This is a genomic window from Burkholderia pyrrocinia (genome assembly GCF_022809715.1).
Taxonomy (GTDB): Bacteria; Pseudomonadota; Gammaproteobacteria; order Burkholderiales; family Burkholderiaceae; genus Burkholderia; species Burkholderia pyrrocinia_C.
Genome location: NZ_CP094460.1, coordinates 1,885,263 through 1,909,331, shown reverse-complemented (window position 1 = coordinate 1,909,331; position 24,069 = coordinate 1,885,263). Strand labels below are relative to the sequence as shown.

Below are 24,069 nucleotides of genomic sequence, written 5' to 3'. Positions count from 1 at the left end.
TGGAAATGAACGCAGTCTTGCCGTCTACCTGCCAGAGCGACCGCACCGGGGAACGCAGCATGACCGTCCTCGTTTGCGGCGCGAACGGCTTCATCGGGCGGGCACTGTGCGCGCAGCTCGAAGCCGGCGGCCATCGCGTGCTGCGCGGCGTGCGCGATGCGGCCGGCCCGCGCGACGTCGGGATCGACTTCGCGAAGGACGTCGATCCCGACGCGTGGCTGGCGCGGCTGGAGGGCGTCGACGTGGTGATCAATGCGGTCGGCATCCTCGCCGATCGACGCGGCGCGACGCTCGACGCCGTGCATTGCGCCGCGCCGTGCGCGCTTTTCACAGCGTGCTGCCGTGCGCGCGTGCGGCGCGTGATCCAGATCTCGGCGCTCGGTGTCGAGCGCGGCGATACGCGGTACTTCGCGAGCAAGCACGCAGCCGACCGCTTCCTGCAGACGCTGCCGATCGACTCCCGGATCGTGCGTCCCGCGCTGGTCTACGGCGCGGCCGGTACGTCGGCGCGGTTTTTCCGGATGCTCGCGAGCCTGCCCGTGCATGTATTGCCGGCGGGCGGCCATCAGCGGCTGCGCCCCGTGCATGTCGACGATCTCGCCGAACTCGTCGCGCGGCTGGTGGCGCAGTCGTTTGATTCGCCGGCGGCCGGCAACCAGGTGATCGACGTGGTCGGCAACGACGAAGTCGAATACCGCGAGATGCTGGCCCGCTACCGCGCCGCGCTGGGGTTTCCGCCGGCCGCGGGCGTGACGCTGCCGGGCCCGCTGGTCGGCGCGGCGGCCGCGCTGCTCGGCATGCTGCCGGGCGCGATGTTGACGCGCGACACGTGGACGATGCTGCGCGGCGGAAACACCGGCGATCCGGCGGCCGCGACTGCCGTGCTCGGCCGGCCGCCGCGCGGCATCGGCGGTTTCATCGGCGCGGACGCGGCCGCGCTGCGGAACGACGCGCTCGCGATGTGGCGGCGCCCGTTGCTGCTGGGTGCACTCGCGATCGTGTGGATCTGGACGGCCATCGCAAGCGCGTTCATTCATCCGCTGCACGCGAGCCTCGCGTTGCTTGCGCATGCGCACCTGACGGGGCTGCCTGCGCTGGTCGCGCTCTATGCGGCAAGCGCGCTGGATTTCGCGTTCGGCATCGCGACCGTCGCCGCGCCGTCGCGCCGCCTGTGGGTTGCACAAGCCGTGCTGATCGTCGCGTATTCGGCCGTCATCGCGGTCACGATGCCGGGCCTGCTGGCCGAACCGTTCGGCCCCGTGCTCAAGAACGTGCCGATTCTCGCGATCCTGTTGATCCTGTTTTCAGAAGAAGAACACGCATGAATACCTATCTCGTCGTCAAGGCGCTGCATATCCTGTCCTCGGTGCTGCTGGTCGGCACGGGGTTCGGCACCGCGTTTTATCTGTTCTTCGCGAACCGCACGCGCTCGGTGCCCGCGATCGCGGCCGTGTCGCGGCTCGTGGTGCGCGCGGACTGGTGGTTCACGACACCGGCCGTGATCTTCCAGCCGGCGTCCGGGCTGTGGCTCGCGCATACGGCCGGCTGGCCATGGCATACGCCGTGGCTCGTCGCGTCGATCGTGCTGTATGCGATCGCCGGCGCGTGCTGGCTGCCGGTCGTGTGGCTGCAAGTCGAACTCGCCGCGATGGCGAAGCTCGCTTACGTGAACGGCGACGCCGCGTTGCCGGAGCGCTACTGGCGCTATGCGAAGCGCTGGGAGCTGCTCGGCTATCCGGCGTTCTTCGCGATGTTGTCCGTCTACTTCCTGATGGTGCTCAAGCCGGCGTAAGTGCGTCGTGTCTGAAAACAGTGGACCGATCGATTCATGATGTTTTCGGTAAAGGAAGGAGTACAGATCATGAGCATCAGGGAAGGGGGGCCGACCATCGGCGACGTTGCAGGACGCGTCGCACCTCGCCCTGCGTCCGACAACGCGCGCCGTATCGTCGTGCGCTGGATGTATGCCGCGGCGATCGTTCACCTGCTCGTCGGCATGGCCGTTCCATGGCTTGCCGGCGCACCGTTTGTCGATGCGTATCACCGCGGCATCGAGCTGCATTTCTGGGCCGGTGCGGCACCGGAACCGGCGCGTGCGCAGCAGATATGGTGGATGTCGCTGATCGGCGCGACGGTGCAGTGCGCGTCGGTCTGGATGCTCGCGCTCGTCCACCTCGGCAACCGGTTGCGCAGGCGGGAAACGTGGGGATGGCTGCTGGCCGGCGTGTTGATCTGGGCGCCGCAGGACATGCTGTTTTCATTGCAGGCCCGTGTATGGGGCCACGTGGCGATCGACGCGGCCGCACTCGTCGCGATGATTCCGCCGCTTGTCTGGCTGTTGACGAGGGATACCGCATGAACACCTTGCCTGCCTTCGACTGGGCGCTGAACCTGCTGATCGTGCAGGGCGCGATGGGCGCATTCGATACGCTTTATCACCACGAACTCACGCAGGACCTGCCGCACAGCCCGCGCGCGCGGCTCGAGCTGGCGATTCATGCGGTGCGTTCCGTGCTCTACGGCCTCGTGTTCGCATCGATCGCGAACGTCGCGTTTCACGGCGCCTGGGTCGCGGCGATCGCGGCGGTGGTGCTCGTCGAAGTGGTGCTGACGTTGTGGGATTTCGTCGTCGAGGACCAAAGTCGCAAGCTGCCGGCGACCGAGCGCGTGCTGCACACGCTGCTGGCCGTCAACGGCGGCGCGCTGTTCGGGATGATCGCGATGCAACTGGCCGTCTGGGCGCACGAAGCGACCGCGCTGCACGCGCTCGATCTCGGCTGGCGCGGCTGGCTGCTCAGCCTGTTCGCCGTCGGCGTGACGGTATCGGGTATCCGTGACGGGATTGCCGCGTGCCGGATCGCGCGACACGCTCCGGTCGCCAATCCGTTCGCGGGACAGCCGCCCGGCAACGTGCTCGTCACCGGCGGGACCGGCTTTATCGGCGAAACCCTCGTGAACCAACTGCTCGATGCGGGGCATACGGTCACGTTGCTGGCGCGCGATCCGCTGCGCGCGGCCTACCAGTTCCAGGGCCGCGTGCGCAGCGTGACGTCCGTCGAACAGTTGCAGCCGCACGAGCGCTTCGACACGGTCGTCAATCTCGCGGGGGCGCCGGTGTTGGGCGCACGCTGGAGCAAGCGTCGGCAGGCGCTGCTGCTCGCCAGCCGCGTCGGCGTCACGCAGTCGCTGATGCGCTGGGTCGAGACCGCCGAGGTCAAGCCGCGCACATGGATCCAGGCATCCGCGATCGGCTACTACGGCGTGCGGCCGGCCGACGAGCGGCTCGACGAGCGCAGCAGCGCCGGCACCGGCTTCATGTCCGAGCTGTGCCGGCAGTGGGAGTTGTCCGCGCAGCCGCTCGAGCGCCATGGGGTACGCGCGGTGGTGCTGCGGCTGGGCGTCGTGTTCGGCCCCGGCGGCGCGTTGCGCCCGATGCTGCTGCCGCATTACTTCGCGATGGGCGGACGCTTCGGCGACGGCGCGCAGGTCATGAGCTGGATTCACCGGGACGACGTACTGCGGATCGTCGCGCGCGCGATGTCGAACGCGGGCATGCACGGCGTCTACAACGCGGTGGCGCCCGGGGCATTGACCCAGCGCGAGTTCGTGCAGGTCGTGACGAAGGTGCTGCGCCGCCCCGCATGGCTGCACGTGCCGGCCGCGCCGCTGCGCTGCGCGATGGGCGAGATGGCCGAGCTGCTGCTGGACGGGCAGCGGGTGATGCCGGCGCGGCTGCATCAGGACGGCTTCATGTTCCGGTTCCCGACGGCGGAGCACGCGCTGCGCGACCTGACGAACCGGCCGCACGCCGATTTCGCGGGCCCGGCCTGTTGTTTTCCGCAACGTCGTGTATAAATTCGACGTGACCGCGTTCGGGACGTGTCGTGCGTCCCGAACGCTCCGCATCCGACCTCACAAGGAGACTGCATGCTGCACATCCTCGGCAAGATCCCGTCCATCAACGTCCGCAAGGTGCTGTGGCTGTGCACCGAGCTGAACCTGCCGTTCGAACAGGAAGACTGGGGTGCGGGCTTTCGCACGACCAACGATCCGGACTATCTCGCGCTGAATCCGAATGCGCTCGTGCCCGTCATCAAGGACGACGATTTCGTGCTCTGGGAATCGAACACGATCATCCGCTACCTCGCGAACCGCTATGGCGGCGACGCGCTCTATCCGGCCGAGCCGCAGGCGCGCGCGCGGGTCGATCAATGGATCGACTGGCAGGGCGCGGACCTGAACCGTTCGTGGGTGGGCGCGTTCCTCGGCCTCGTGCGGAAATCGCCCGATCATCAGGACCCGGACGCCATCGCGCAGTCGATCGCGGGCTGGACGAAGCACATGCGCGTGCTGAACGCGCAGCTCGAATCGACCGGCGCGTTCGTGGCCGGCGGCACCTTCACGCTCGCGGACATTCCGATCGGCCTGTCGGTGAACCGCTGGTTCGGCACGCCGTTCGAGCATCCGGATTTCCCGGCGGTGTCGCGCTATATCGAGCGTCTCGCGACGCGCGAAGGCTTCAAGACCTACGCCGGCAGCGCGAATCCGTGACGCATCGCAGGTAGCGCGCGGCGCGGCGGCGTTGCAATCGCCGCCGCGTCATCGCCGGCGTGCATGGGCCAGCGGGCTCGCAGGCCTGGCGTCACGCGCCGGGCGCCGGCACCGCGTCGAGCACGCGCGCGAGAAACGCGTCGTGGTTCCACGCGGATTCCGGCCGCGACAGCCCGAGCCGCACGACCACCAGCTGACGGCTCGGCACCACGCTGACGAACTGGCCTTCATGGCCGACCGCATGAAACGCGTCGGCCGGCATCGCGTTCGCATGCGGATCGAGATCGTTGAACGGCTCCGGCACCTTGACCCACAGATGCGCGCCGAATTCCCGGCGCGGCGACTGCGGCGTCGCGCGCGTCAGGTAGCGCACCCAGCCCGCCGGCAGCAGCCGCTGCCCGTTCCACTCGCCGTCCTGCAGCAGAAGTTGCCCGAAGCGCGCCCAGTCGCGCGCGCTCGCATACATGTACGACGAGCTGCCGAGCGTGCCGGACGCATCGGGCTCGAACACCGCGCTGCGCATCCCGAGCGGCGCGAACAGCGCGCGGCGCGGAAACGCGAGGTAGTCATCGTCGCTGCCGCCCATCGCTTCGCGCATCACGCGCGCGATGATCGCGCTCGTGCCGCTCGAGTAGTACCACTGCGTGCCGGGTGTCGCGGCGAGCGGCTTCGCCGACGCGAACCGAGCGGTATCGGGCTGCGTGAACAGCATCACGGCGACGTCGGACAGCGGGTCGTCGTAGTCCTCGTTGAATTGCAGGCCGCTCGTCATCCGCAGCAGTTCGTCGAGCGTGATGGCCGCGCGCGGGTCGCCGCTGGCGCGCCATTCGGGCAGCAGCGCCGACGCGTCGGGCGACAGCTTGTGCTGTGCGACGAGCATGCCGACCAGCGCGGCCGTCACGGTCTTCGTCATCGACCAGCCGGGCAGCGGCGTGTCGGCCGTGAAGCCGGGCGCATAACGTTCGGCGATCACCTGGCCGCGCCACATCACGACGACCGCGCGCGTGCGCCGCGGCCGCGCCGGATCGGGTTCGTCGAATGCGCGGTCGAGCGCGGTCTGCAGCTTGTGCGCGTCGATGCCGGCGGGCGGCGCGGCGGGTGCGGGCTGCGCGGGCGGCGGGTCGGGGAGAACGGGCAACGCGGCCGGCAATGTGGCAGACGACGGCCCGAGCGCGAGCGTGCAGCCGAGCCCGGGCCGGAAGTCGGCTTCGCGCCCGGCGAAGCCGGCGAAGGTCGCCATCGTACGATGATGGTCGGGATCGAGCGACGGACGCACCAGTTTCAGCAGCGGATGCACGCCGGCCATGATGTCGACGTCGATCACGGACGCGGCCGGGCGGCCCGACACGAACACGCCGGAGCACAGCGCCTTGGCGGCATAGCCGGTCGCGATCGGCGCAAGCCGCGACAGCATGTATCCGGCATAGCCGACCGCGGCCAGCAGCACGAGGGCCGCGCCCCGTCGGATCAACGTCTTGATGGGTGTCGTCATGCGCGAGCGTCCTCGGTTGTCTGCAGGCGGGCGATGAACCGGCAGTGTCGCAGGTTCGGGCAAGCGGTGGCAATCGCGGGTGCTTGCGACGCCGGGTGGCGTCGGTCGGGCGGAGGTTGCCCGGCGTGTGTGAATCGTATGTGTCGATCGCGCATATGGACGGGCCGCATGCGGCCCGTCCACGTGGTGCGTCATTGCGCGTTGTTGTTGTCGTTGTCCAAACGCAGTGTCCAGACCGTCGCGGTATTCGTGTTGTCGTCGACAGCCGCGAATTGCGGCTGGCCTTTGCTGCCTCGCCCGAATGCAAGGCCGAATGCCGCGCCCGGCACGATATCGACCTGCATCTGCGCGACGAAGCGCCCGTCCACCGTGAATTCGACGATCTCGCTCGGTTGCAGCGGGTCCGGATTGACCGCGTCGCCGTTCGCGGTCACGAGATGGCCGTTCGGCGCGAGCGCCAGCGCGAGCGGGCCGTGCAGGTGCTTCGTGTCGAAGTAGATCATTCGTCCGACGCCGCCGTTGCGATTCGTCGACGCGGCGTTCTGGATCGCGAACACCGCGTTGTCGCCGGTGGACGCGACATACAGGACGTCGATGTTCGGGTCGTACGCAAGGCCGGTCGGGCCGACGACGAGTGCATTCGGATCGGTCCGGTTCACGTAGCCCGACGCGATGATGCGCGAACCCGGCAGCATCGTGACGCCGTCGTTGCCGATCGCCAGTTCGATCCGTGCGACCGTGCCGTTCAGTACGTTCGACACGAACGCGGTCACGCGCTGGCCGCGATCGATCACGGTCATGTCCCACGGCCCGTCGAGCAGCGTGGCGCTGACCAGTTGCGTGACGAGATTGCCCGCCGGATTGATGACGAGCAGCGAGCCCGGCGCGGCCACGGTCTTGCCGTCCGGTGTCGGCACGTTGCCGACCAGCACGAAGCCGCTGCGCAGCACCGCGAGCGCAGTCGTCAGGCCGAGATTGCGGCCCTGGAAGAACGTCGCCGGCGTATTGCCGGGCGACAGCTTCACGATCGTCGTGCCGGTGCCTTGCAGGTTCGACGCCGCGTTGAAGTTCGACACGACGACGTCACCCGGTTTCAGCGGGCTCCAGGTCGGCACGCCGCGTGGCACGAACGCGATGCCGTACGGATTGAGATCGCCGTTGGCGGGCACGGTCGATGCGGTGACCGACGAAGGCGGCAGGATGATGTCGTTGCCGCCGGCCCACGCGAACGTCGACGACAAGGCGGCCAGCCCGGCGGCGCAAGCCGCACGGCATAACGTGCGCGCCAGCGCGTGCGAGGCGCGCGCGTATGCCGGCGGGTGCGCGGCGAAGACGGGCGGGGCGGGGGAACGACAGGAGGGGAGAGGGTCCATGGCATGACTCCGGTTGATGAACGCGAGCAGTCATCCCGGCTGCCGGCCAGCGCAGCCGACGGGTGTCCGGCACGGGTTCGCGATCTTGCCGCGCGAACCCGCGCTCGAAATAAACGGATGGCGACGGCTGCTTATTCCAACCGGCTGTGCACGTTGCATGCGCGCCGGCATCGATTGTTCGCTGCAATGGCGACACGGCCTGACAAGTTGAAATCCTGCGCGCCGAAGGCCGATAATCGTCCGGCATCGAACGCTCACCCACTTCAACCGTTATCGGAAAACGCCATGTCCTACGACAACAACAACCCGTTCGCCAGGATCCTGCGCGGCGAACTGCCGTGCGTGAAGGTCGCGGAAGACGACGCGACCCTCGCGATCATGGATCTGATGCCGCAGGCCGACGGCCACGTGCTCGTGATCCCGAAGGAGCCGGCTGCGCAGATCTTCGAGCTGTCCGGCGACGCGGCCGCGGCCGGCATCCGCATGACGCAGCGCGTCGCGGCAGCCGTGCGCGCGGCGCTCGAGCCGGACGGCGTGTTCATCGGCCAGTTCAACGGCGCGGCGGCGGGCCAGACGGTCCCGCACGTGCACTTCCACGTGATCCCGCGCTGGGAAGGTGCCGAGTTGCGGATGCACGCACGCGACATCGCCGACGCGGCGACGCTCGAATCGATCGCGCAGCGCATTCGCGCGCGTTTCGTGTAACGGATCGACGGCACGCGGCGCGGCACGGCGGCTGAGAATCGGCCGGCCGCCGCGCCGCCATCGCCTGTTTCGGCGGTCACGCGAAGTAACACGTGTAACCGCCGGCGAAACTCGGCTCGGCAAGCCCGGCGCTAGACTCCGCGCATTACTTCATCGAGCGACAGGAAGAGCGGATCGCCTCTTCGTGCCGGCCGCCGCCCCTCGCGGCGGCATGGTCTTCGCAAGGTGTCATTCGTCTTTCGCGCCGGGAATCGAGCCATGTCCAGACTTCTCATCACGCTTGCCCTGATCGGCGGCCTGTCCGGCTGCTACGTCGCGCCGCCGTACGGTTACGCGCCCGCGCCTGCCTACTACGGCTACGCGCCGGCGTATTACGCGCCGCCCGTCAGCGTCGGGATCGGCGGCAACTTCCGCATCCGCTGATCGGGTACCCGGCGCGGGCCTTGCCCGCACCGGTTCGTTGCGCTTCGCCGGAAGATTCGCGCGGATTCGCGCGCCGCATGACGACGGCACGCTGCGCATCGTGCGCGCGGTTCCTATACTTCACAGGAAAGTGCATCCTGTGAGGCAGCCATGTCCATCACACGCAAGGCCGTTGTCCTGTCGGGCGTAGCCACGCTCGTCTATCTCGGGCTCGCCGTGCTCGGTTTCGGCGGGTTCGCCGCCTTTTTCTCGCATCCGCCGCTGATCGTCATCGTCGTCGCGACACTCGCGATGGCCGTCGTCGTGATGTTCACCGAAGGCAACCTGAGCGCCGGCGAGCGCGAGAACCGCGACAACCGCTGGGTGCTTGCGGCATTCGCGGTGAGCGGCTTCCTGCTCGCGTATCTGCCCGCACTGACCGACCGGCTCGACGTCTGGACCTTCGGCGGCGATGCGGTGCGATGGTTCGGCGTCGCGCTGTACATCGCGGGCGGTGCGCTGCGCATCTGGCCCGTGTTCGTGCTCGGCAAGCGCTTCAGCGGGCTCGTCGCGATCCAGCCGGGCCATACGCTCATGACCGACGGCATCTATCGCCGCATCCGCAATCCGAGCTATCTCGGCCTGCTCGTCAATTCGGTCGGCTGGGCGCTCGCGTTCCGCTCGGGCGTCGGCGTGCTGCTGGTCGCGCTGATGACGGTGCCGCTCGTCGCGCGCATCCGCTCCGAGGAAGCGCTGCTGCGTTCGCAATTCGGCGCCGAATACGACGCATATTGCGCGCGGACCTGGCGGCTGCTGCCCGGCGTGTACTGACCCCTCATCCCATTCCCCTGACCATCGTTTCGGCGCGCGCTCACGACACGTGCCCGATGTGTTGCCACGTGTGTCTCGAACGTGCGACGTTGCACGTGGCCAGCCTGCCGTTCCACAGGGCCGGACCCTCGCGGAAGTCAATGCCGGCAAGGGTTTCAGGCGATTTCGGGAAGAGCGTTCGACGTCCGTTATTCGTAAACAACTTGTTACCAGAATGTCCACGGCAGGGGTGTGGGACCGATGCTATTCTTCGCCGCAAGCTCAATGAAATGAATTGGTCCGGGGTTCGGCACAATGCCTGAACCGACATCGATCGATTCAGATCGTCGTACCGAGCGGACCTTCGATAACCAGATTGCGAACAAGGAAGAATACGGGAATGTGGAAGAAAATCGCCCCCGCTCTCGTCGTCGCCGCGCTGACCGGCACGACTGCACTGCCGGCACTGGCCGGTGACTTGAACAACGCGCTTGGCGGCGCGCTCGGCGGGGTTGCCGGCGCAGCGGTCGGCGGCGCGGTCGGCGGCAGCACCGGCTCGGTAATCGGCGGCGCCATCGGCGGCGGCGCGGGTGGCGCGGTGACGTCGAACCGTCGCGAGCGCACCGGCGCGATCATCGGCGGCGCACTCGGCGGCGGCGCAGGTACCGCGGCAGGCAACGCGATGGGCGGCCGCACCGGCGGCCTGCTGGGCGCGGCGGTCGGCGGCGGTGCGGGCGCGGCGCTCGGCGGCAACATGTCGCGCAGCTCGTACGAACGCGATTACGGCGATCGCGGTTATCGCGGCGATCGCGGCTATCGTCGCCACAAGCATCATCACCACCGCGACTGGGACTGATCGCCGCTGGCGCGGCACGGTGCGCGATCTGCGCACCTTCGCGCCGACGGCGTCGGCACCCGACGCGAGAATCGGCCCGGCGGCCTGCCGGGCCGCAATCGCCGGCTAGCCCGGCGACCCTTTCCGGCTCCATCAGCCGCTGCCATACGCCCGATCGACGGGCCGGCAATTTCTCTCCTCGCCGTATTCCCCCGCTTCCCGACTACATAGCCTGCCGCGCCTGAATGCGCCGGCGCAAGATCGGCGAACGCCATTACGCAGATTCCGTTCGACACGTCTGCCGGTTCCAGCCTGACGATGGTTCGCGACCGGGGCGGAGTGCTTCGCGGCCACGCGTGCATTGACCATCCTCGATCTGCGTAACCAGATGTATCGCGGCCCGCGCGTGCAACCAGTGTTGCCGCGATCGGATGCGTCGCATCCCCAACGTCCGGGCAATCGTTCGCGTCACCCCCGACCGTGAGGATTTCCCTGATACGCGGCCCGTCGCGCTACACCGCTCACCGCGCATCGCACGCACCGGCGGGTAGTGGGAAATCGAATGGATAGCATCGCAACATTTAATTGGTCGATCGCGCTCGGCTTCGCTATCGTCAGCGATGCCCGCGTACGGAATCGAACCGAGCCATCCGCCGCGTCTCGCCTCGCCGCATGATCGCGAGCGCCGCGGCCCGGCCGCCGGACCCACCGGCATCGGTCGCCGCGTCCGATCAACCGGACGGATCCGTCGCGAAGCCTGGCCGACCGAACGAAGGCGCGTGCGCTTTCAAGCCACCCCGGCAACGATGTCCCGCCGCCGCAAGCGCGCCCCACGCGCATGCGTGCCGCCCGACGCCGTTTGCGCCCGGGGCCGGACCAACCCATTGCCTGGATGCATATGTCTAAGACAACGTATTACGCGCCGCACGGCGGCCACCCGCCGCAGACCGATCTGCTGACCGATCGCGCGATGTTCACCGAAGCGTACGCGGTGATCCCGAAGGGGGTGATGCGCGACATCGTCACGAGCTGGCTGCCGTTCTGGACGAACACGCGCCTGTGGGTGATCGCCCGCCCGCTGTCGGGTTTCGCCGAAACCTTCTCGCAGTACATCGTCGAAGTGAACCCGGGCGGCGGCAGCGACAAGCCGGAGCAGGACAAGAACGCCGAAGCCGTGCTGTTCGTCGTCGAAGGCGAGGCCGAGCTGACGCTGCAGGGCTCGAAGCACGTGCTGAAGCCGGGCGGCTACGCGTTCATTCCGCCGGGCGCGGACTGGACGCTGCACAACGTCAGCGATGCCGCGGTGCGCTTCCACTGGGTCCGCAAGCATTACCAGGCCGTCGACGGCATCCCGCTCCCCGAAGCCTTCGTGACCAACGAGCAGGACGTCGAACCGATCCCGATGCCGGGCACCAACGGCGCGTGGGTGACGACGCGCTTCGTCGACATGAGCGACATGCGCCACGACATGCACGTGAACATCGTGACGTTCGAGCCGGGCGGCGTGATTCCGTTTGCTGAAACGCACGTGATGGAGCACGGCCTGTACGTGCTCGAAGGCAAGGCCGTCTATCGCCTGAACCAGGACTGGGTCGAGGTGGAAGCGGGCGACTTCATGTGGCTGCGCGCGTTCTGCCCGCAGGCATGCTATTCGGGCGGCCCTGGCCGCTTCCGCTACCTGCTGTACAAGGATGTGAACCGTCACATGAACCTGACGCTGAATCTCGCGCGCTAAGCGCCGCGCCAGTAGTCGAATGGGAAAGCCCGCCGGTGCATGCCGGCGGGCTTTTTTCAGGTTCATCGCGGATTACCGGGGAACGCGAGGCAGACTGTCGGCGATCGGCCGATTCCGTTGGAATACTCGGCTCGGACGACGTCCATAACTCACTTGCACTTGCGATGAGGTTCGGTTGAATCGATGCGCCTGACTTCGAAGAAGCTTTCGCCTCTCATCGCATGGCTACACCGCCATCGCAATCATCTCGTTGCCGAGCGGCGCCAACCGTTTAGCCATTCGTCGCAGGTTTTGCGCAGTTGTTGCCAACAGGAATTCGTCCTGCACTCCGCTCAGCTCTCGTGGCCTCAGCGATCGAGCTTCAGATGCGCGAACAGCATCTCGACCTTCTTTCGCTCGCGGCGCTATTGTTTGAACTCCGGTGTGCCGATAGCTTCCGCGCCACGTCCCGAGCATTTTCGTGAACGCGCGCGCAATCTTGCGGAACGGCATTGCAAGGAACCTTATCGACTCGAAATTGGGGCGGCTTCATGTTCAGCGACTGCCGGAGAGATATCGCCGCCCCTAACGTCAATTGGATTCCGGTTCAAGCGTGGCAGGTAACTTTCGGGTCCCACTGATAATATCCAATCTTGCCGATATTTCCAGTTCTGCGATCAACCTCCATTAACGCAAACACTACAATATAATTATCTGTTCCAGTGCCAATAACAGAAGAATCGATACGGTTATCCAAAAACTGCTTAATATCGTAAGGTTCACCTTTGTCAATGTTGTAACCCAAATAAGACCCCGGGACATCAAACGGAGAGTCCTTAAAATGAAGGACATGTAGGATCCCATTAGGTTTGATCGCAACTAGGGCTCCCGCATGGTTGATGTTTCCACTGAAGGAGAGACCGCGCCAACGGACGGTATCGCCGGTAAGGCCATAAATCGTGAGATCCGGTGTCGCGTTTGTTTTGGGCTCCACATACTCCTCAGGAGCAACCAGATACGCATATTTTACTGATTCTGGCCCGTGTTTGATCCACGTGGCGGCCTGAGGAGTATTGTTATTCTTTATTGGATAATCGTGCAGAATTAACTCGACGTCAAACAATGCAACAATTTCGATTGTTGCGGGTGCGCCAGCGAGAATTTCGCGATGTCCCATGGTTTTCTCCGAAGTAAATTTGTGTCAAAGCAAAGGTGCTTGCAGCACCCATTTCTCTTCTGGATTTAAAATCTTCTCGATCGAAGAATTCGAATCTTTCCAAAGAGTTCTAGCAGCGTAGGCGGAATTGGCGCGCGAATCGATTACACTCGATTACAGTCCGATGTGGCCGATAGAGGAGTATTGCCCACTAGCAGATTCCGCGCGATTCGCAGCAGTGGGGCGGACAGCGACATCCACGGAAATCCGCGAAGAACCTTTTTTCATGGACGGTGCGGCCGGCGTCGTGCTCGCTACAGGCCGAGCGCGGTCGCGGCCAGCGCCGCGACCTGCAGCCGCGTATCGGGCGGCAGGCCGTCTTCCATCAGCCATACGGCCGACAGGCCCGCCCACGCGAGAATCCACTGCAGCAGCCGGCGGCGGTCGAGCTGCGCGGCGTCGGCCACGCATGCGACGCGTTGCTCGAAGCGCATCGGGTCGACCGCGATGTCGTGCGCGGGATTGCAGAACAGGTTCGCGTAGTCGAACGCGCGATCGCCGCGCAGCCCCTTCGGGTCGATCGCGAGCCAGCCGCGTGCGCCGAAATGCAGGATGTTGCCGTGATGGATGTCGCCGTGCAGGACGACTTCGTCGACGGGCTGCGCTGACAGCAGCGCGCGCGCCGTTGCGGCCGATCGGCGCAGCACGTCGTTGGCCGCGGCATCCGACAGCAGTGCATGGAACCAGTCGTGCAGCGGCACGACCGCCGGCGGCTCCGGCGCACGATGCGCATCGCGTCGTCGTCATGACCCGAAGCCGAAAAGCCGGCCAGCGACGGTGCCGGCTGCGCGCGTTCGAGCAGGATCGCGTCGCTGTCGTGCTGCCACACCTGCGCGGTGCCTTGCCCGTTCCACCAGGTCATCAGCGCGTTGCCGCGACGCTCTTCGTCGCACGTGGCGACCTTCAGCATCGCCGGCCGCGCGTGCCAGAGAACGGGCAGCAGGCCGCCGCTCGCGGTCAGGATCGGGCCGCCGTCGGGAACGAGGCCCCACAGGCCGAGGTATCGATCGAACATCACGCGATGGTACAGGCGAACCGGACCGCATGCCGCACGGTTGGTCCGACGGTGCGCCGCAGGCCGCATGCGTTGCGCGAACGGGCCCGGCGCGCTTTCCTAAATAAAATTCAGCCTGCCAAACTTTGGCTAAAGAATGTTCCGGTTTCGCGCCATCCCTTCGACAATGCGCGCCTTCTGCGATCGGCAGGCGCCTGTCGCGCACCGGCCGTCGCGGCATCGAAGAAGGAGCCCGACATGACCGAACACACCGCTTCCCCTCCGCCGCAATCCGCGCCGCCGCGCCGCCGACGCGTGTGGCGCACGCTCGCGGGCGCGCTGCTCGGCCTGACGCTCGCGTGCGCGGGCATCGGCGCATGGACCATCCAGCGCATCTGGACGCAGTTGCCGTCCGTCGAGCATCTGGCCGTCTATCGTCCCGCGCTGCCGCTGCGGATTTTCTCGCGCGACGGCGATTTGCTGGCCGAATACGGCATCGAGCGGCGCGAGTTCGTGCCGCTCGAACGTATCCCGCCGCTGATGCGGCAGGCGCTACTCGCGGCCGAGGACGCGAAGTTCTACCAGCACGGCGCGGTCGATGTCGGCGGCCTCGCGCGCGCGACGTTCGCGAACGTCGTGACGGGGCAGCCCGGGCAGGGCGGCAGCACGATCACGATGCAGGTCGCGCGCAACTTCTACCTGACGCGCGACAAGGTGCTGAGCCGCAAGCTCGCCGAGATCCTGATGGCGGCCAAGCTCGAACGCGAGTACAGCAAGGACAAGCTGCTCGAGCTGTACATGAACGAGATCTACCTGGGCGAGCGCGCGTACGGTTTCGCGGCGGCCGCGAACGTGTATTTCGGCAAGCCGCTCGATGCGCTGAGCGCGGGCGAGGCGGCCGTGCTCGCGGGGCTGCCGAAGGCGCCGTCCGCGTTCAACCCGGTCGTCAATCCGGCGCGCGCGACCGCGCGGCGCAACTATGTGCTCGGCCGGATGCATGCGCTCGGCCAGCTCGACGACGCGACGTACCGCGCGGCCGTCGACGCGCCGATCGCGCTCGCGACCACGCCGCCGCCCGGGATCGTCGCCGCGCCGTACGTTGCCGAGCGCGCGCGCCGCATGATGGTCGAGCGCTTTCACGACGATGCCTATACGCTGGGCCTCGACGTGACGACGACGGTGTCGATGCGCGACCAGCGCGCGGCCGAAGCATCGCTCGAGCGCACGCTGAGCCGGCAGCCACGCGCGAAGCGCGATGCGCGCAACGGGCTCGAAGGCGCGCTCGTATCGCTCGATGCGGCCACCGGCGACATGCTCGCGCTCGTCGGCGGCGCGGATTTCAATCGCAACGTGTTCGACCATGCGCTGCAGGCATATCGCCAGCCTGGCTCGAGCTTCAAGCCGTTCGTCTATTCGGCGGCGCTGGAGAAGGGCTACTTTCCCGGCGTGCTCGTCGACGATACGCAGCGCACGCTTACCCATGAGGAAACCGGCGCGCGACCGTGGCGTCCGCGCAATTTCGGCAATCGCTACGAGGGCTTCATCCCGGTGCGGCGCGGGCTCGTGCGCTCGAAGAACCTGGTCGCGGTCAGCCTGATGCAGGCCACCGACGCGCGTTACGTACAGCAGCACGCGGTGCACTTCGGCTTCGACGCGCAGCGCAATCCGGCGTCGCTGCCGCTCGCGCTCGGCGCGGGCGCGGTGACGCCGCTCGAACTCGCGAGCGCGTACGGCGTGTTCGCGAACGGCGGGACGCGGATGGAGCCGCGCCTGATCCTGTCGGTGAAGCAGCGTCACGGCGGCGCGATGTACGAGGCGACCGCGCCGGCAGGCGAGCGTGTCGTGTCGGCGCGCAACGCGTTCGTGATGGACAGCATGCTGCGCGACGTCGTGCGGGCCGGCACCGCGCGCGGCGCGCTGGCGCTGCACCGCGACGACGCGGCCGGCAAGACGGGCACGTCGAACGGATCGAAGGACGTGTGGTTTGCCGGCTACTCGTCGGGCATCGTCGCGGTCGCGTGGCTCGGCTACGACACGCCGCGCCCGATGGGGCGTGCGACCGGCGCGACGCTGGCGCTGCCGGTCTGGCTCGACTACATGAAGACGGCCGTCGACGGGCGTACGCCGGTCGACGCTTCGCCGCCGCAGGACGTCGCGCTCGTCGATGGCGACTTCGTCTACGCCGAATACACGCGCGGCACGTGCACGGCCGACGTGCCGTCGTATATCCGCAGCCGCTTCGCCTGCGGCGGCGCGGCGGTGCAGGGCGCGTCGGACGCGCCTGCCGACAGCGGCAAGCCCGACGAGCCGATGCCCGCCGCGGTCGATGCGGCCGAGCGCGAACGCGTGCTCGACTTGTTCCGGACCGACGACTGACGCGCGCGATGCATATCCTCTATCTGATTGCGATCGTCGCGGAAGCGATGTCGGGTGCGCTGATGGGCATGCGGCGCGGGATGGACCGCTTCGGGCTCGCGCTCGTCGGCGCGGTGACGGCGCTCGGCGGCGGCACCGTGCGCGACGTGTTGCTCGGCCACTATCCGCTCGGCTGGATCGCGCATCCCGAATACCTCGTGATCACGCTCGTCGCGGCGACCGTCGCGTCGTGGGTTGCCCGGCATGTCGCGCGGATGAAGACGCTGTTCGTCACCGTCGACGCGATCGGCCTCGCGGCGTTCACGATCATCGGCTGCGACATCGGCGCGTCGACCGGCACGGCGCCGATCATCGTCGTGCTGGCCGGCGCGATCACCGGCGTGTGCGGCGGGATGCTGCGCGACCTGCTGTGCAACGAGATGCCGCTGATCCTGCGCGAGGAGCTGTACGCGAGCGTCGCGTTCGTCACGGGCACGCTGTATGTCGGGATCCAGCATCTCGGCATCGATGCGGGCTTCGCGACGGTGATCGCGCTGGCGGCCGGATTCTCGATGCGAATGCTCGCGGTGCGGCTCGGGTGGAAGATGCGGACCTTCGGCGCGACGGATGTCGAGCGTTGAGCGCGGCTCGCGCGCAGGCATTCAGTCCGGCTGCATCACCTGAAAGACGTTGCTCTCCGGATCGAGGCCGTCATACATCCGGTACGCGAAGCCGTCGTAGCGCTTGAGATCGCGCACGGTCACGCCATCGCGGGCGAGCCGGTCGCGGTGCGCGTCGATATCGGCATCGATCGAGAAGACGAGCTTCACGGTGCTTGCATCGGCATTCGCATGGACGGACGAGACTGCCTGGCGAAACGCCGGGCCCGCCAGATGCAGCGCCAGTTCGATTGCGCCCGCGTCGAGCACGACCCATTCACCGTCGATTTCCTCGATGACGGGCAGGTCGAAATACCGCTGGTAGAACGCCTTCAGCAACGCGACGTCGCGGACGTACAGGATGATGCGGGTCATTGGAAGCGGCACGAGAGGCTCCTCGAAGGGGATGCGCGAATGATGTTGGGTAAACGTCGCAGTTGAAGGCAGCGTAGGACATCGAGCGACGCAACGACCGTGCAGTATTTGCCTACGCTACGCAGGCACCATCACCGGCGGCGTACCGTCGCCGGTTTCCACCATCTTCACGGCGAATCCGTAGCACTGCGCGATATGGGCGGGCGTCATCACGTCGCGCGGCATGCCGTGCGCGACGATCGTACCGTCGGCGAGCATCGCGATCGTATCCGCGTGTCGCGCGGCGAGGTTCGGGTCGTGCACGATCGCGAGCACGCCGAGCCGCCATTCGCGTGCGACCGCGCGCACGGTATCGAGCAAGCGGTGCTGATGCGCGAGATCGAGCGCGGCGGTCGGCTCGTCGAGCAGCAGGTAGCGCGGGCCGTTTGCCGCACCGTCGTCGTCCGGCCACAGCTGCGCGAGCACGCGCGCGAACTGCACGCGTGCGAGTTCGCCGCCCGACAGCGTCGTGACATCGCGACCGACGAGCGCTTCGGCACCCGCGCGTTCGAGCGCGCGCCACGCGATGTCGCGATCGCGGTGCGCGATCACGTGCCGCGCGCCGCTGCGCCGCGCATGCGGATAGCGGCCGAGCAGCACGATTTCGTCGACGCTGAACGGGAAGGCCGGCTGCGCAGCCTGCGGCAGCACCGCGCGCAGGCACGCGAGCCTTGGCGCGTCGATACGCGCGAGCGCTTCGCCGTTCAGCGTGATGTCGCCCGTCACGCGCACGCCGTTCGGTGCGACGCTGCCGGTCAGTTCGCCCGCGAAGGTCTTCAGCAGCGTGCTCTTGCCCGCGCCGTTGCGACCGAGCAGCGCGGTCACGCGGCCGGGCTCGATCGACAGCGACAGGTCGCGAAGGATGGCGTTGTGTCGGCGGGCGACGTCGAGATGGTGGGCGGTCAGCATGGTCGTCGTGATGGGATAGTTACCCGCCGAGCGCGCCGCGGCTTTTCCACAGCAGCGCGAGGAAGAACGGCGCGCCGAGCAGCGCGGTCAGCACGCCGAGCGGGATTTCGGCGGGCGCGGCGACCGTGCGCGCGGCGAGATCGGCGGCGAGCGTCAGCAGCGCGCCGAGCAGCGCGGCGCCGGGCAGCACGACGCGCTGGTCGGGGCCGCACGCGAGTCGCACGCAATGCGGCGCGACGAGCCCGATGAAGCCGATGATGCCCGCGCACGACACGAGCGCGCCGACCGCGAGCGCGACCGCGACGAGCACGCGCCGCTTCAGCCGCTGCACGGGCACGCCGAGATGCAGCGCCTCGGTTTCGCCGAGCTGCAGTGCGTTCAATGCATTGCGTTCCCGTACGAGCAGCACGCAGCCGATGGCGACGCACGGCGCGACGGCCGCCAGCGCGGACCATTGCGCGCCGCCGAGGCTGCCAAGGCTCCAGAAGGTCAGCGAGCGCAGCTGCGCGTCGTCGGCGACGAACGTGAGCAATCCGATCGCCGCGCCGACCAGCGCGTTGATCGCGATGCCGGCGAGCAGCAGCAGCGGCAGTGCGAGCCGGCCGCGCGATGCGGCGAGCCGGTAGACGAGCGCCGCGACCGCGAGCGCGCCTGCGAAGGCCGCGACGGGCAAGGCGGCGGCGCTCACGTGCGCGGCAAAGAGGGCGGGGCCGAGTACGATCGTCGTCGTCGCGCCGAGTGCGGCGCCGCTCGACACGCCGACGAGCCCCGGATCCGCGAGCGGATTGCGGAACAGCGCCTGCATCGCGGCGCCGGTCGCGCCGAAGCCGCCGCCGACCAGCAGCGCGAGCGCGACACGCGGTGCGCGGATGTCGAGCAGTACCGCGCGTGCCTGCTGCGCGGCTGCATCGCCGGTCAGCGCGGCCCACGCCTCCGCGAGCGGAATGCGGTACGCGCCGACGCACAGCGCGACGACGGACATCGCGCACACGAGGCACGCGAGCGCGGCCAGCGCGAACGGCGCGAAGCGGCGCGACGTGCCGATGCGCGCGGCACCGGAGCGCGACGCGGGCGACGGTGCAGGGAAAGTCGAACCGTGAGCGGGCATCGGGGCGGTCCGGAATCAGGCGAGCGCATCCGACAGGCGTCGGTGCAGGGTCGTGACGGCGAGCGGCAGGCGCGGGCCGAACCCGAGCAGGAACAGTGCATCGAGCGACACGACGCGCTGCGCGCGGCCGGCCGGCGTCGCGCCGAAGCCGGGCGTGGCGAGCAGCGCGGCGCGGCCGCCGACGGCCGCGAGCCCTTCGTCGGAGATCAGCACGACGTCGGGTGCGGCGGCCGCGAGTGCCTCGGTCGTCAGCGGCTTGTAGTGATCGAAGCCCTGCATCGCGTTGCGCGCGCCCGCATAGCGGATCATCGCGTCGGCGGCCGTGCGCTGGCCGGCGACGAGCGCCTGGTTGCCGGTATGGTTCAGCACGAACAGCACGCGCGGCGGCTGAGTGCCGCCGGGGGCGCGTACAGCGACCGCGTCGCGCGCGGCCTGCCAGTCGCGATCGAAGCGCTGCAGCAGCACGGCGCCCGCATCGCGCACGTCGAGCGCCTGCGAGACGCCGGTGATCTTCGCGCGCACCGACTCGACGTCGTGGCGTTCGGCGAACGTCGTCACCGCGACGCCGGCGTTTTTCACCTGAGCGATCGCGGTGGGCGGGCCGGCTTCCGCCGACGCGAGCACGAGATCGGGCCGCAGCGACAGCAGCCCCTCGGCCGACAGCGCGCGCTGATAGCCGACTTTCGGCAGGCGCTTCGCGGCGTCGGGATACGTGCAGGTCGTGTCGGCGCCGACGAGCCGGTAGCGCGGCGTCTCGGCGCCGCCGAGCGCGAACGCGGTTTCCGCGAGCGCGCCGCCGATCACGACCACGCGTTTCGGCGCGACCTGCGCAGCTTGTGCGAGCACGCTGCACGGCAGCGCGCCCGCGAGCGCGCCGGCCGCCGCGCTCGCCAGCACCGCGCGGCGCCGCGGATCGAACGATCGCGCGCTCACCGCGCATCCCCGCATGCAGCCGGCGGCAGCGTCGCGACGAGCGTGCGCCAGTCGTCGCGTTCGACCTTGCCGGGCTTGCGCTCGCCGAACAGCAGCGCGACGTGGTCGCCTTGGCGGTCGAACAGTTCGAGCGACGTGACGATGCCGTCGCTCGTCGGCTTCTTCACGACCCATGCGGCGGCGATCAGGTCCTCGCGCACGTGCAGGTTGAAGCCCGGATCGAGCACGTTGATCCATGCGCCGACCTCGCGCACGTTCGCGACGGGGCCCGTATGGATCTGGATCATCCCCGCATTGCCGACGAACACCATGATCGGCTGGCCGCTTTGCGCGGCCCGTTCGAGCACGTGGCGTAGCGCATGCGCGGTTTCGACCGGATATGCGTATTGCGGATCGGCGAGGCGCAGCGCCTGCATGCGGCTCACGCCGAAGCGCTGCGTGATGCCGAAGAACTGGTGCGTGTCGGTCATCGCATCCCACGCGGCGCGGAAGCCCGCGACGTCGATCTCGGTGTCGGCGCGCTCGGGCGTCTTCGGCGCGGCGGGCGCGACGTCGAGGCCCGGCTCCTGCGACGGTGCGCGCCAGCGTTCGATGAATGCGTCGTACGCGGCGTGGTCGCTGTGCGCGCGCAGGTAGACCTTGTGGATCGCGCGGCCCTGCGCGTCGAAGAACTGCAGGCTCTTCAGCGGGCCGTGAGCGGTCTCGTCGCGCACCGCGAACGCCGACACCCAGTGGCGATAGAAGATCCGCAGGTCGATGTCGCCGAGCGCGAGTCCGACAGGGCCGTCATGGCTCATCTGCGCATATTCGCCGTCCTTTTCGTGGACGGCCGTGTCGTTGCGCGTGAGCGCCATCACGCGGCCGAGGCGCGGCATTTCCTCGAACATCGCCGGAAAGCGCGCGTCGAGCCGCACGACGTGCTCGCCGACGAATGCGGCGAGCGCCTCGCCTTCGCTGACGCCGAGCGCCTGCGCGACGTCGCGGTTGCGCAGCTGGCGCTCGGTCTTGAGCTTGATGAACGCGTCGCGCAGTGCGGCGGCCGCGCGGGCCGGGCCGGCCGGTTGACCGGGAAGGGCGGATTGCATCATGTCGGACTCCTTCAAGTAACGGTTGGGGTGGCAGCGCGGGCGTCGCGCATCAGAAATCCACTTTCATGCTGACGGCGACCGTGCGTCCGGGCGACGTATATGCATCGAGCACCTGCGAATCGGCCGCGATGCCGCGCACGTCCGACCAGTTCCAGTACTTGCGGTCGAACAGGTTGCGGATGCCGATCGTCGCGCTCACGTGCTTGTTGAAGCGGTAGCCGCCGCGCAGGTCGACGACGAATGACGACGGCGGCGTGAAGCACGCCTTGTTCGAACAGTCGGATTTGTCGATGTCCTTGTCGCGCTTGGCGGCCTGGAACAGCAGGTCGGTCTGCACGAACCAGCGCTCGCCCGGCTCGTAGCGCACGCCGAACACGGCCGAGAACGGGTTGACCGTGTTGAGCGGCTGGCTCGCTGCGCCGTCGTTCTGCGTCGAGCCCTTCGTGAACGCCATCGCCGTCTTCAGCGTGATGCCGTTCGGCATCGCCCATTCGGCGCGGCCTTCGAGGCCGTGGATGCGCGCGTCGGCGAAGTTCACGTACTGGAATACGGACGGGTCGGTAGGCCGGTTGCTGCCGGCGATCGTCGTGCGCGAGATGAAGTTGCGGTAGCGGCCCGTGAACGCGGCCGCGCTGTAGCGCACGACACCGTAGCCGGTGCCGGCCTTGCCGCGCAGGCCCGCTTCGAACGTGTCGCTCGTCTCGGGCTTCAGGTTCGGGTTGCCGATCGACGTGTAGCCGTACACCGGGTTCGAGAAGCTGCTGTTGACCTGGTCGGGCGTCGGCGCGCGGAAGCCGTGCGCGTACTGCACGTACGGAATGACGGCAGGCGTGATCTCGTAGAGCACGGCGACGCGCGGCGACAGTTCGTTCGCGCTCGTCGACACGGCCTTGCCGGTGAACAGCGGATCGTTTCCGGTCGGGCTCAGCCGGTATGTGTCGAAGCGCAGGCCCGGCGTGACGAGCAGGCGGCCGTAGCCGATCTGGTCCTGCACGAACGCGCCGAACAGCGTGTAGTCGGTGTCGGGGAATGCCTTGTTCGGGAATGCTTCGCCGACGCCCGGCACGGTGCCGTCGCGCAGGTTCGTCACGCGCGACAGGCTGCCGTCGACGCCGTACAGCAGCTTGTGCGCGAGCGGGCCGGTCGCGAAGCCGCTTTCGGCAAACGCGGAGCCGCCGAACGTGCGTTCCTTGTACTGGTTGTCGCGCGAACGCGATTTCAGCGGCGCGCCGCGCGTCTCGAACGCGTACTGGTCCTGCTTCGCGTCCTGGTAGTAGAACTGCACGTGCGCGGTCTGGAACCAGCGGAACGCGTCGTCGCGGAAATCGTAGTCGACGCTGAAGCGGTTGCGCTCGAGCCGGTCGTTCGTCGTGAGGCCGAGCGTATTCGGCGGATTGATCGCGGACAGCACGTCGGTGCTCACGCGCCGCTGCACGGTTTCGGCCGTGAACTTGATCGTGTCGCGCGCGGTGGGCGTCAGCACGAGCTTGCCGAGCAGCGATTCGGAATAGACGTCCTGCGGGTTCGACGTCGTGCGCAGCGTGCTCGCCGAGTTGTTGCTGCCGCGCGTGTCGACCTCGTGGCCGCGCCGGCCATCGGCGATGATCATCCCTTGCACGCGGTCGTTGCCGCCCGCGGCCGACACGGTCGCGCCGATGCTGCGGTCGGCCGAGTCGTAGCTCGGCCGGAACGAGAAGTAATAGGGCTTGTGGTAGATCGACAGCAGGTCGCGAGGATCCTTCGTGATGAAGTTCACCGCGCCGGTCAGGCCGTCGCTGCCGTAGAGCGCCGAGGCCGGGCCGCGCAGGATCTCGATGCGCTTGAGCGTGTCGAGATCGGCGTAGTCGCCGCGCCCCGCTTCGAGCGGCCCGAACGAGAACGCGTTCGGCAGGCGGATGCCGTCTTCCATCAGCAGCACGCGATTGCCTTCGAGGCCGCGGATGTTGATGCTCGAATCGCCGTCGCGGCCGCCGCCGAGCGCGGCGCTGCCGGGCCGATACGCGGTGCGGCGCACCGTGATGCCCGGCTCGTAGCGCAGTGCATCCTTGATGTTGGCGGCCTGCTGTTCCTCGAGATCGTCGTCGGTGATCACCGACACGGACGCCGCCGTGCGGCTCGCGGCGGTGGCGGTGCGGGTGGCCGTGACGGTGACGGGGTCGAGCAGCGCCGCATCGCCGCGCGCGGACGCGGCGACGAGGACGGCAGGAGGCGGGGTGGCGCCTTGCGGCGGCGAATCGGCGTGAGCCGGGGCGGCGGACAGGCCGAACGCGCCGAACAGCGCGGCGCAGATCGGCCGCCGCGCCAGCGGATAGCAATGCACAGGTGGTCTCCCATTGACGAAAACAAGCCCGAAGGCTGGCTGGGTGACGCGTTCACCTGGCTGGCCCGTTCGCGCGCGGGATGCGGCGAACGGCGAATTGAAAGAAGAAACTGATAACTTTACCAGTGTAAATGAGAATCATTATCAATACAAGAAAGGAAAGCGGCCCGTGCGGGCGAGCGCTTGCCTGC

General features: G+C 68.0%; 20 protein-coding genes and 2 pseudogenes. 12 read left to right on the top strand and 10 right to left on the bottom strand.

Going from position 1 to position 24,069, the window contains the following annotated elements:
* Positions 1-5 precede the first annotated feature (5 nt).
* The 5 genes and pseudogenes from MRS60_RS25415 to MRS60_RS25395 all read left to right on the top strand — a co-directional run bounded on the left by MRS60_RS25415 (position 6) and on the right by MRS60_RS25395 (position 4,551).
* Positions 6-1,325: an SDR family oxidoreductase gene (locus tag MRS60_RS25415; protein WP_034181827.1), complete on the top strand. Its 1,320-nt coding sequence runs from the start codon at positions 6-8 to the stop codon at positions 1,323-1,325.
* A complete protein-coding gene (locus MRS60_RS25410) occupies positions 1,322-1,792 on the top strand; it encodes a DUF2269 family protein (protein WP_243565768.1) in 471 nt (156 codons plus the stop codon). The genes MRS60_RS25415 and MRS60_RS25410 overlap by 4 nt, the downstream gene beginning before the upstream one ends.
* Positions 1,793-1,873: 81 nt before the next feature.
* A pseudogene (locus MRS60_RS25405) lies at positions 1,874-2,359 on the top strand (DUF393 domain-containing protein); the annotation flags it as partial.
* Positions 2,356-3,855 (top strand): TIGR01777 family oxidoreductase, encoded by a 1,500-nt coding sequence (locus tag MRS60_RS25400; RefSeq protein WP_243565767.1) that lies wholly within the window; start codon positions 2,356-2,358, stop codon positions 3,853-3,855. The pseudogene MRS60_RS25405 and the gene MRS60_RS25400, both read left to right, overlap by 4 nt.
* 72 nt (positions 3,856-3,927) lie before the next feature.
* Positions 3,928-4,551, top strand: coding sequence for a glutathione S-transferase family protein (locus tag MRS60_RS25395; RefSeq protein ID WP_034181690.1), 624 nt, complete (start codon positions 3,928-3,930; stop codon positions 4,549-4,551).
* 91 nt (positions 4,552-4,642) lie between these two features.
* On the opposite strand, the gene MRS60_RS25390 is transcribed toward MRS60_RS25395, so the two are convergent.
* Positions 4,643-6,043, bottom strand: a complete 1,401-nt coding sequence (locus tag MRS60_RS25390) for a serine hydrolase domain-containing protein (protein WP_243565766.1) — start codon at positions 6,041-6,043, stop codon at positions 4,643-4,645.
* A 191-nt stretch (positions 6,044-6,234) separates the two neighbouring features.
* Positions 6,235-7,416 carry a hypothetical protein gene (locus tag MRS60_RS25385; protein ID WP_175749573.1) on the bottom strand — a complete coding sequence of 394 codons (1,182 nt, stop codon included), beginning with the start codon at positions 7,414-7,416 and terminating at the stop codon, positions 6,235-6,237.
* A 285-nt stretch (positions 7,417-7,701) separates the two neighbouring features.
* On the opposite strand from MRS60_RS25385, the gene MRS60_RS25380 reads away from it, so the two are divergent.
* From MRS60_RS25380 to MRS60_RS25360, 5 genes are all read left to right on the top strand, one after another.
* A complete protein-coding gene (locus MRS60_RS25380) occupies positions 7,702-8,121 on the top strand; it encodes an HIT family protein (RefSeq protein WP_034181692.1) in 420 nt (139 codons plus the stop codon).
* 258 nt (positions 8,122-8,379) lie between these two features.
* Positions 8,380-8,544: a hypothetical protein gene (locus MRS60_RS25375; protein ID WP_162836114.1), complete on the top strand. Its 165-nt coding sequence runs from the start codon at positions 8,380-8,382 to the stop codon at positions 8,542-8,544.
* A 150-nt stretch (positions 8,545-8,694) separates the two neighbouring features.
* The gene (locus tag MRS60_RS25370; protein WP_243565765.1) at positions 8,695-9,354 is read left to right on the top strand and encodes a methyltransferase family protein; all 660 of its coding nucleotides are present in this window, start codon (positions 8,695-8,697) and stop codon (positions 9,352-9,354) included.
* Between the two features lie 379 nt (positions 9,355-9,733).
* Positions 9,734-10,189, top strand: coding sequence for a hypothetical protein (locus MRS60_RS25365; RefSeq protein ID WP_034181694.1), 456 nt, complete (start codon positions 9,734-9,736; stop codon positions 10,187-10,189).
* 877 nt (positions 10,190-11,066) lie between these two features.
* A complete protein-coding gene (locus tag MRS60_RS25360) occupies positions 11,067-11,903 on the top strand; it encodes a bifunctional allantoicase/(S)-ureidoglycine aminohydrolase (RefSeq protein WP_243565764.1) in 837 nt (278 codons plus the stop codon).
* 586 nt (positions 11,904-12,489) lie between these two features.
* On the opposite strand, the gene MRS60_RS25350 is transcribed toward MRS60_RS25360, so the two are convergent.
* Positions 12,490-13,059, bottom strand: a complete 570-nt coding sequence (locus tag MRS60_RS25350) for an AidA/PixA family protein (protein WP_243565763.1) — start codon at positions 13,057-13,059, stop codon at positions 12,490-12,492.
* A 293-nt stretch (positions 13,060-13,352) separates the two neighbouring features.
* Positions 13,353-14,113, bottom strand: a pseudogene (locus MRS60_RS25345) (aminoglycoside phosphotransferase family protein).
* A gap of 237 nt (positions 14,114-14,350) precedes the next feature.
* Here MRS60_RS25345 and MRS60_RS25340 point away from each other — a divergent pair.
* Both MRS60_RS25340 and MRS60_RS25335 read left to right on the top strand, forming a co-directional pair.
* On the top strand, positions 14,351-16,468 hold the full coding sequence (locus MRS60_RS25340; protein ID WP_243565762.1) for a penicillin-binding protein 1A: 2,118 nt from the start codon (positions 14,351-14,353) through the stop codon (positions 16,466-16,468).
* An 8-nt stretch (positions 16,469-16,476) separates the two neighbouring features.
* Positions 16,477-17,088 carry a trimeric intracellular cation channel family protein gene (locus MRS60_RS25335; protein ID WP_243565761.1) on the top strand — a complete coding sequence of 204 codons (612 nt, stop codon included), beginning with the start codon at positions 16,477-16,479 and terminating at the stop codon, positions 17,086-17,088.
* A gap of 21 nt (positions 17,089-17,109) precedes the next feature.
* Here the strand turns inward: MRS60_RS25335 and MRS60_RS25330 are convergent, their stop codons facing one another.
* The 6 genes from MRS60_RS25330 to MRS60_RS25305 all read right to left on the bottom strand — a co-directional run bounded on the left by MRS60_RS25330 (position 17,110) and on the right by MRS60_RS25305 (position 23,878).
* Positions 17,110-17,493 (bottom strand): VOC family protein, encoded by a 384-nt coding sequence (locus tag MRS60_RS25330; protein ID WP_243565760.1) that lies wholly within the window; start codon positions 17,491-17,493, stop codon positions 17,110-17,112.
* 105 nt (positions 17,494-17,598) lie between these two features.
* Positions 17,599-18,429, bottom strand: coding sequence for a heme ABC transporter ATP-binding protein (locus MRS60_RS25325; RefSeq protein ID WP_243565759.1), 831 nt, complete (start codon positions 18,427-18,429; stop codon positions 17,599-17,601).
* Between the two features lie 19 nt (positions 18,430-18,448).
* Positions 18,449-19,537 carry a FecCD family ABC transporter permease gene (locus MRS60_RS25320; protein ID WP_243565758.1) on the bottom strand — a complete coding sequence of 363 codons (1,089 nt, stop codon included), beginning with the start codon at positions 19,535-19,537 and terminating at the stop codon, positions 18,449-18,451.
* 15 nt (positions 19,538-19,552) lie between these two features.
* Complete coding sequence (locus tag MRS60_RS25315) at positions 19,553-20,485, bottom strand: heme/hemin ABC transporter substrate-binding protein (protein WP_432207838.1); 933 nt, start codon at positions 20,483-20,485, stop codon at positions 19,553-19,555.
* On the bottom strand, positions 20,467-21,558 hold the full coding sequence (locus MRS60_RS25310) for a hemin-degrading factor (protein ID WP_105391078.1): 1,092 nt from the start codon (positions 21,556-21,558) through the stop codon (positions 20,467-20,469). Before MRS60_RS25310 ends, MRS60_RS25315 begins: the two co-directional genes overlap by 19 nt.
* A gap of 49 nt (positions 21,559-21,607) precedes the next feature.
* Positions 21,608-23,878 carry a TonB-dependent hemoglobin/transferrin/lactoferrin family receptor gene (locus MRS60_RS25305; protein WP_243565756.1) on the bottom strand — a complete coding sequence of 757 codons (2,271 nt, stop codon included), beginning with the start codon at positions 23,876-23,878 and terminating at the stop codon, positions 21,608-21,610.
* Positions 23,879-24,069 lie beyond the last annotated feature (191 nt).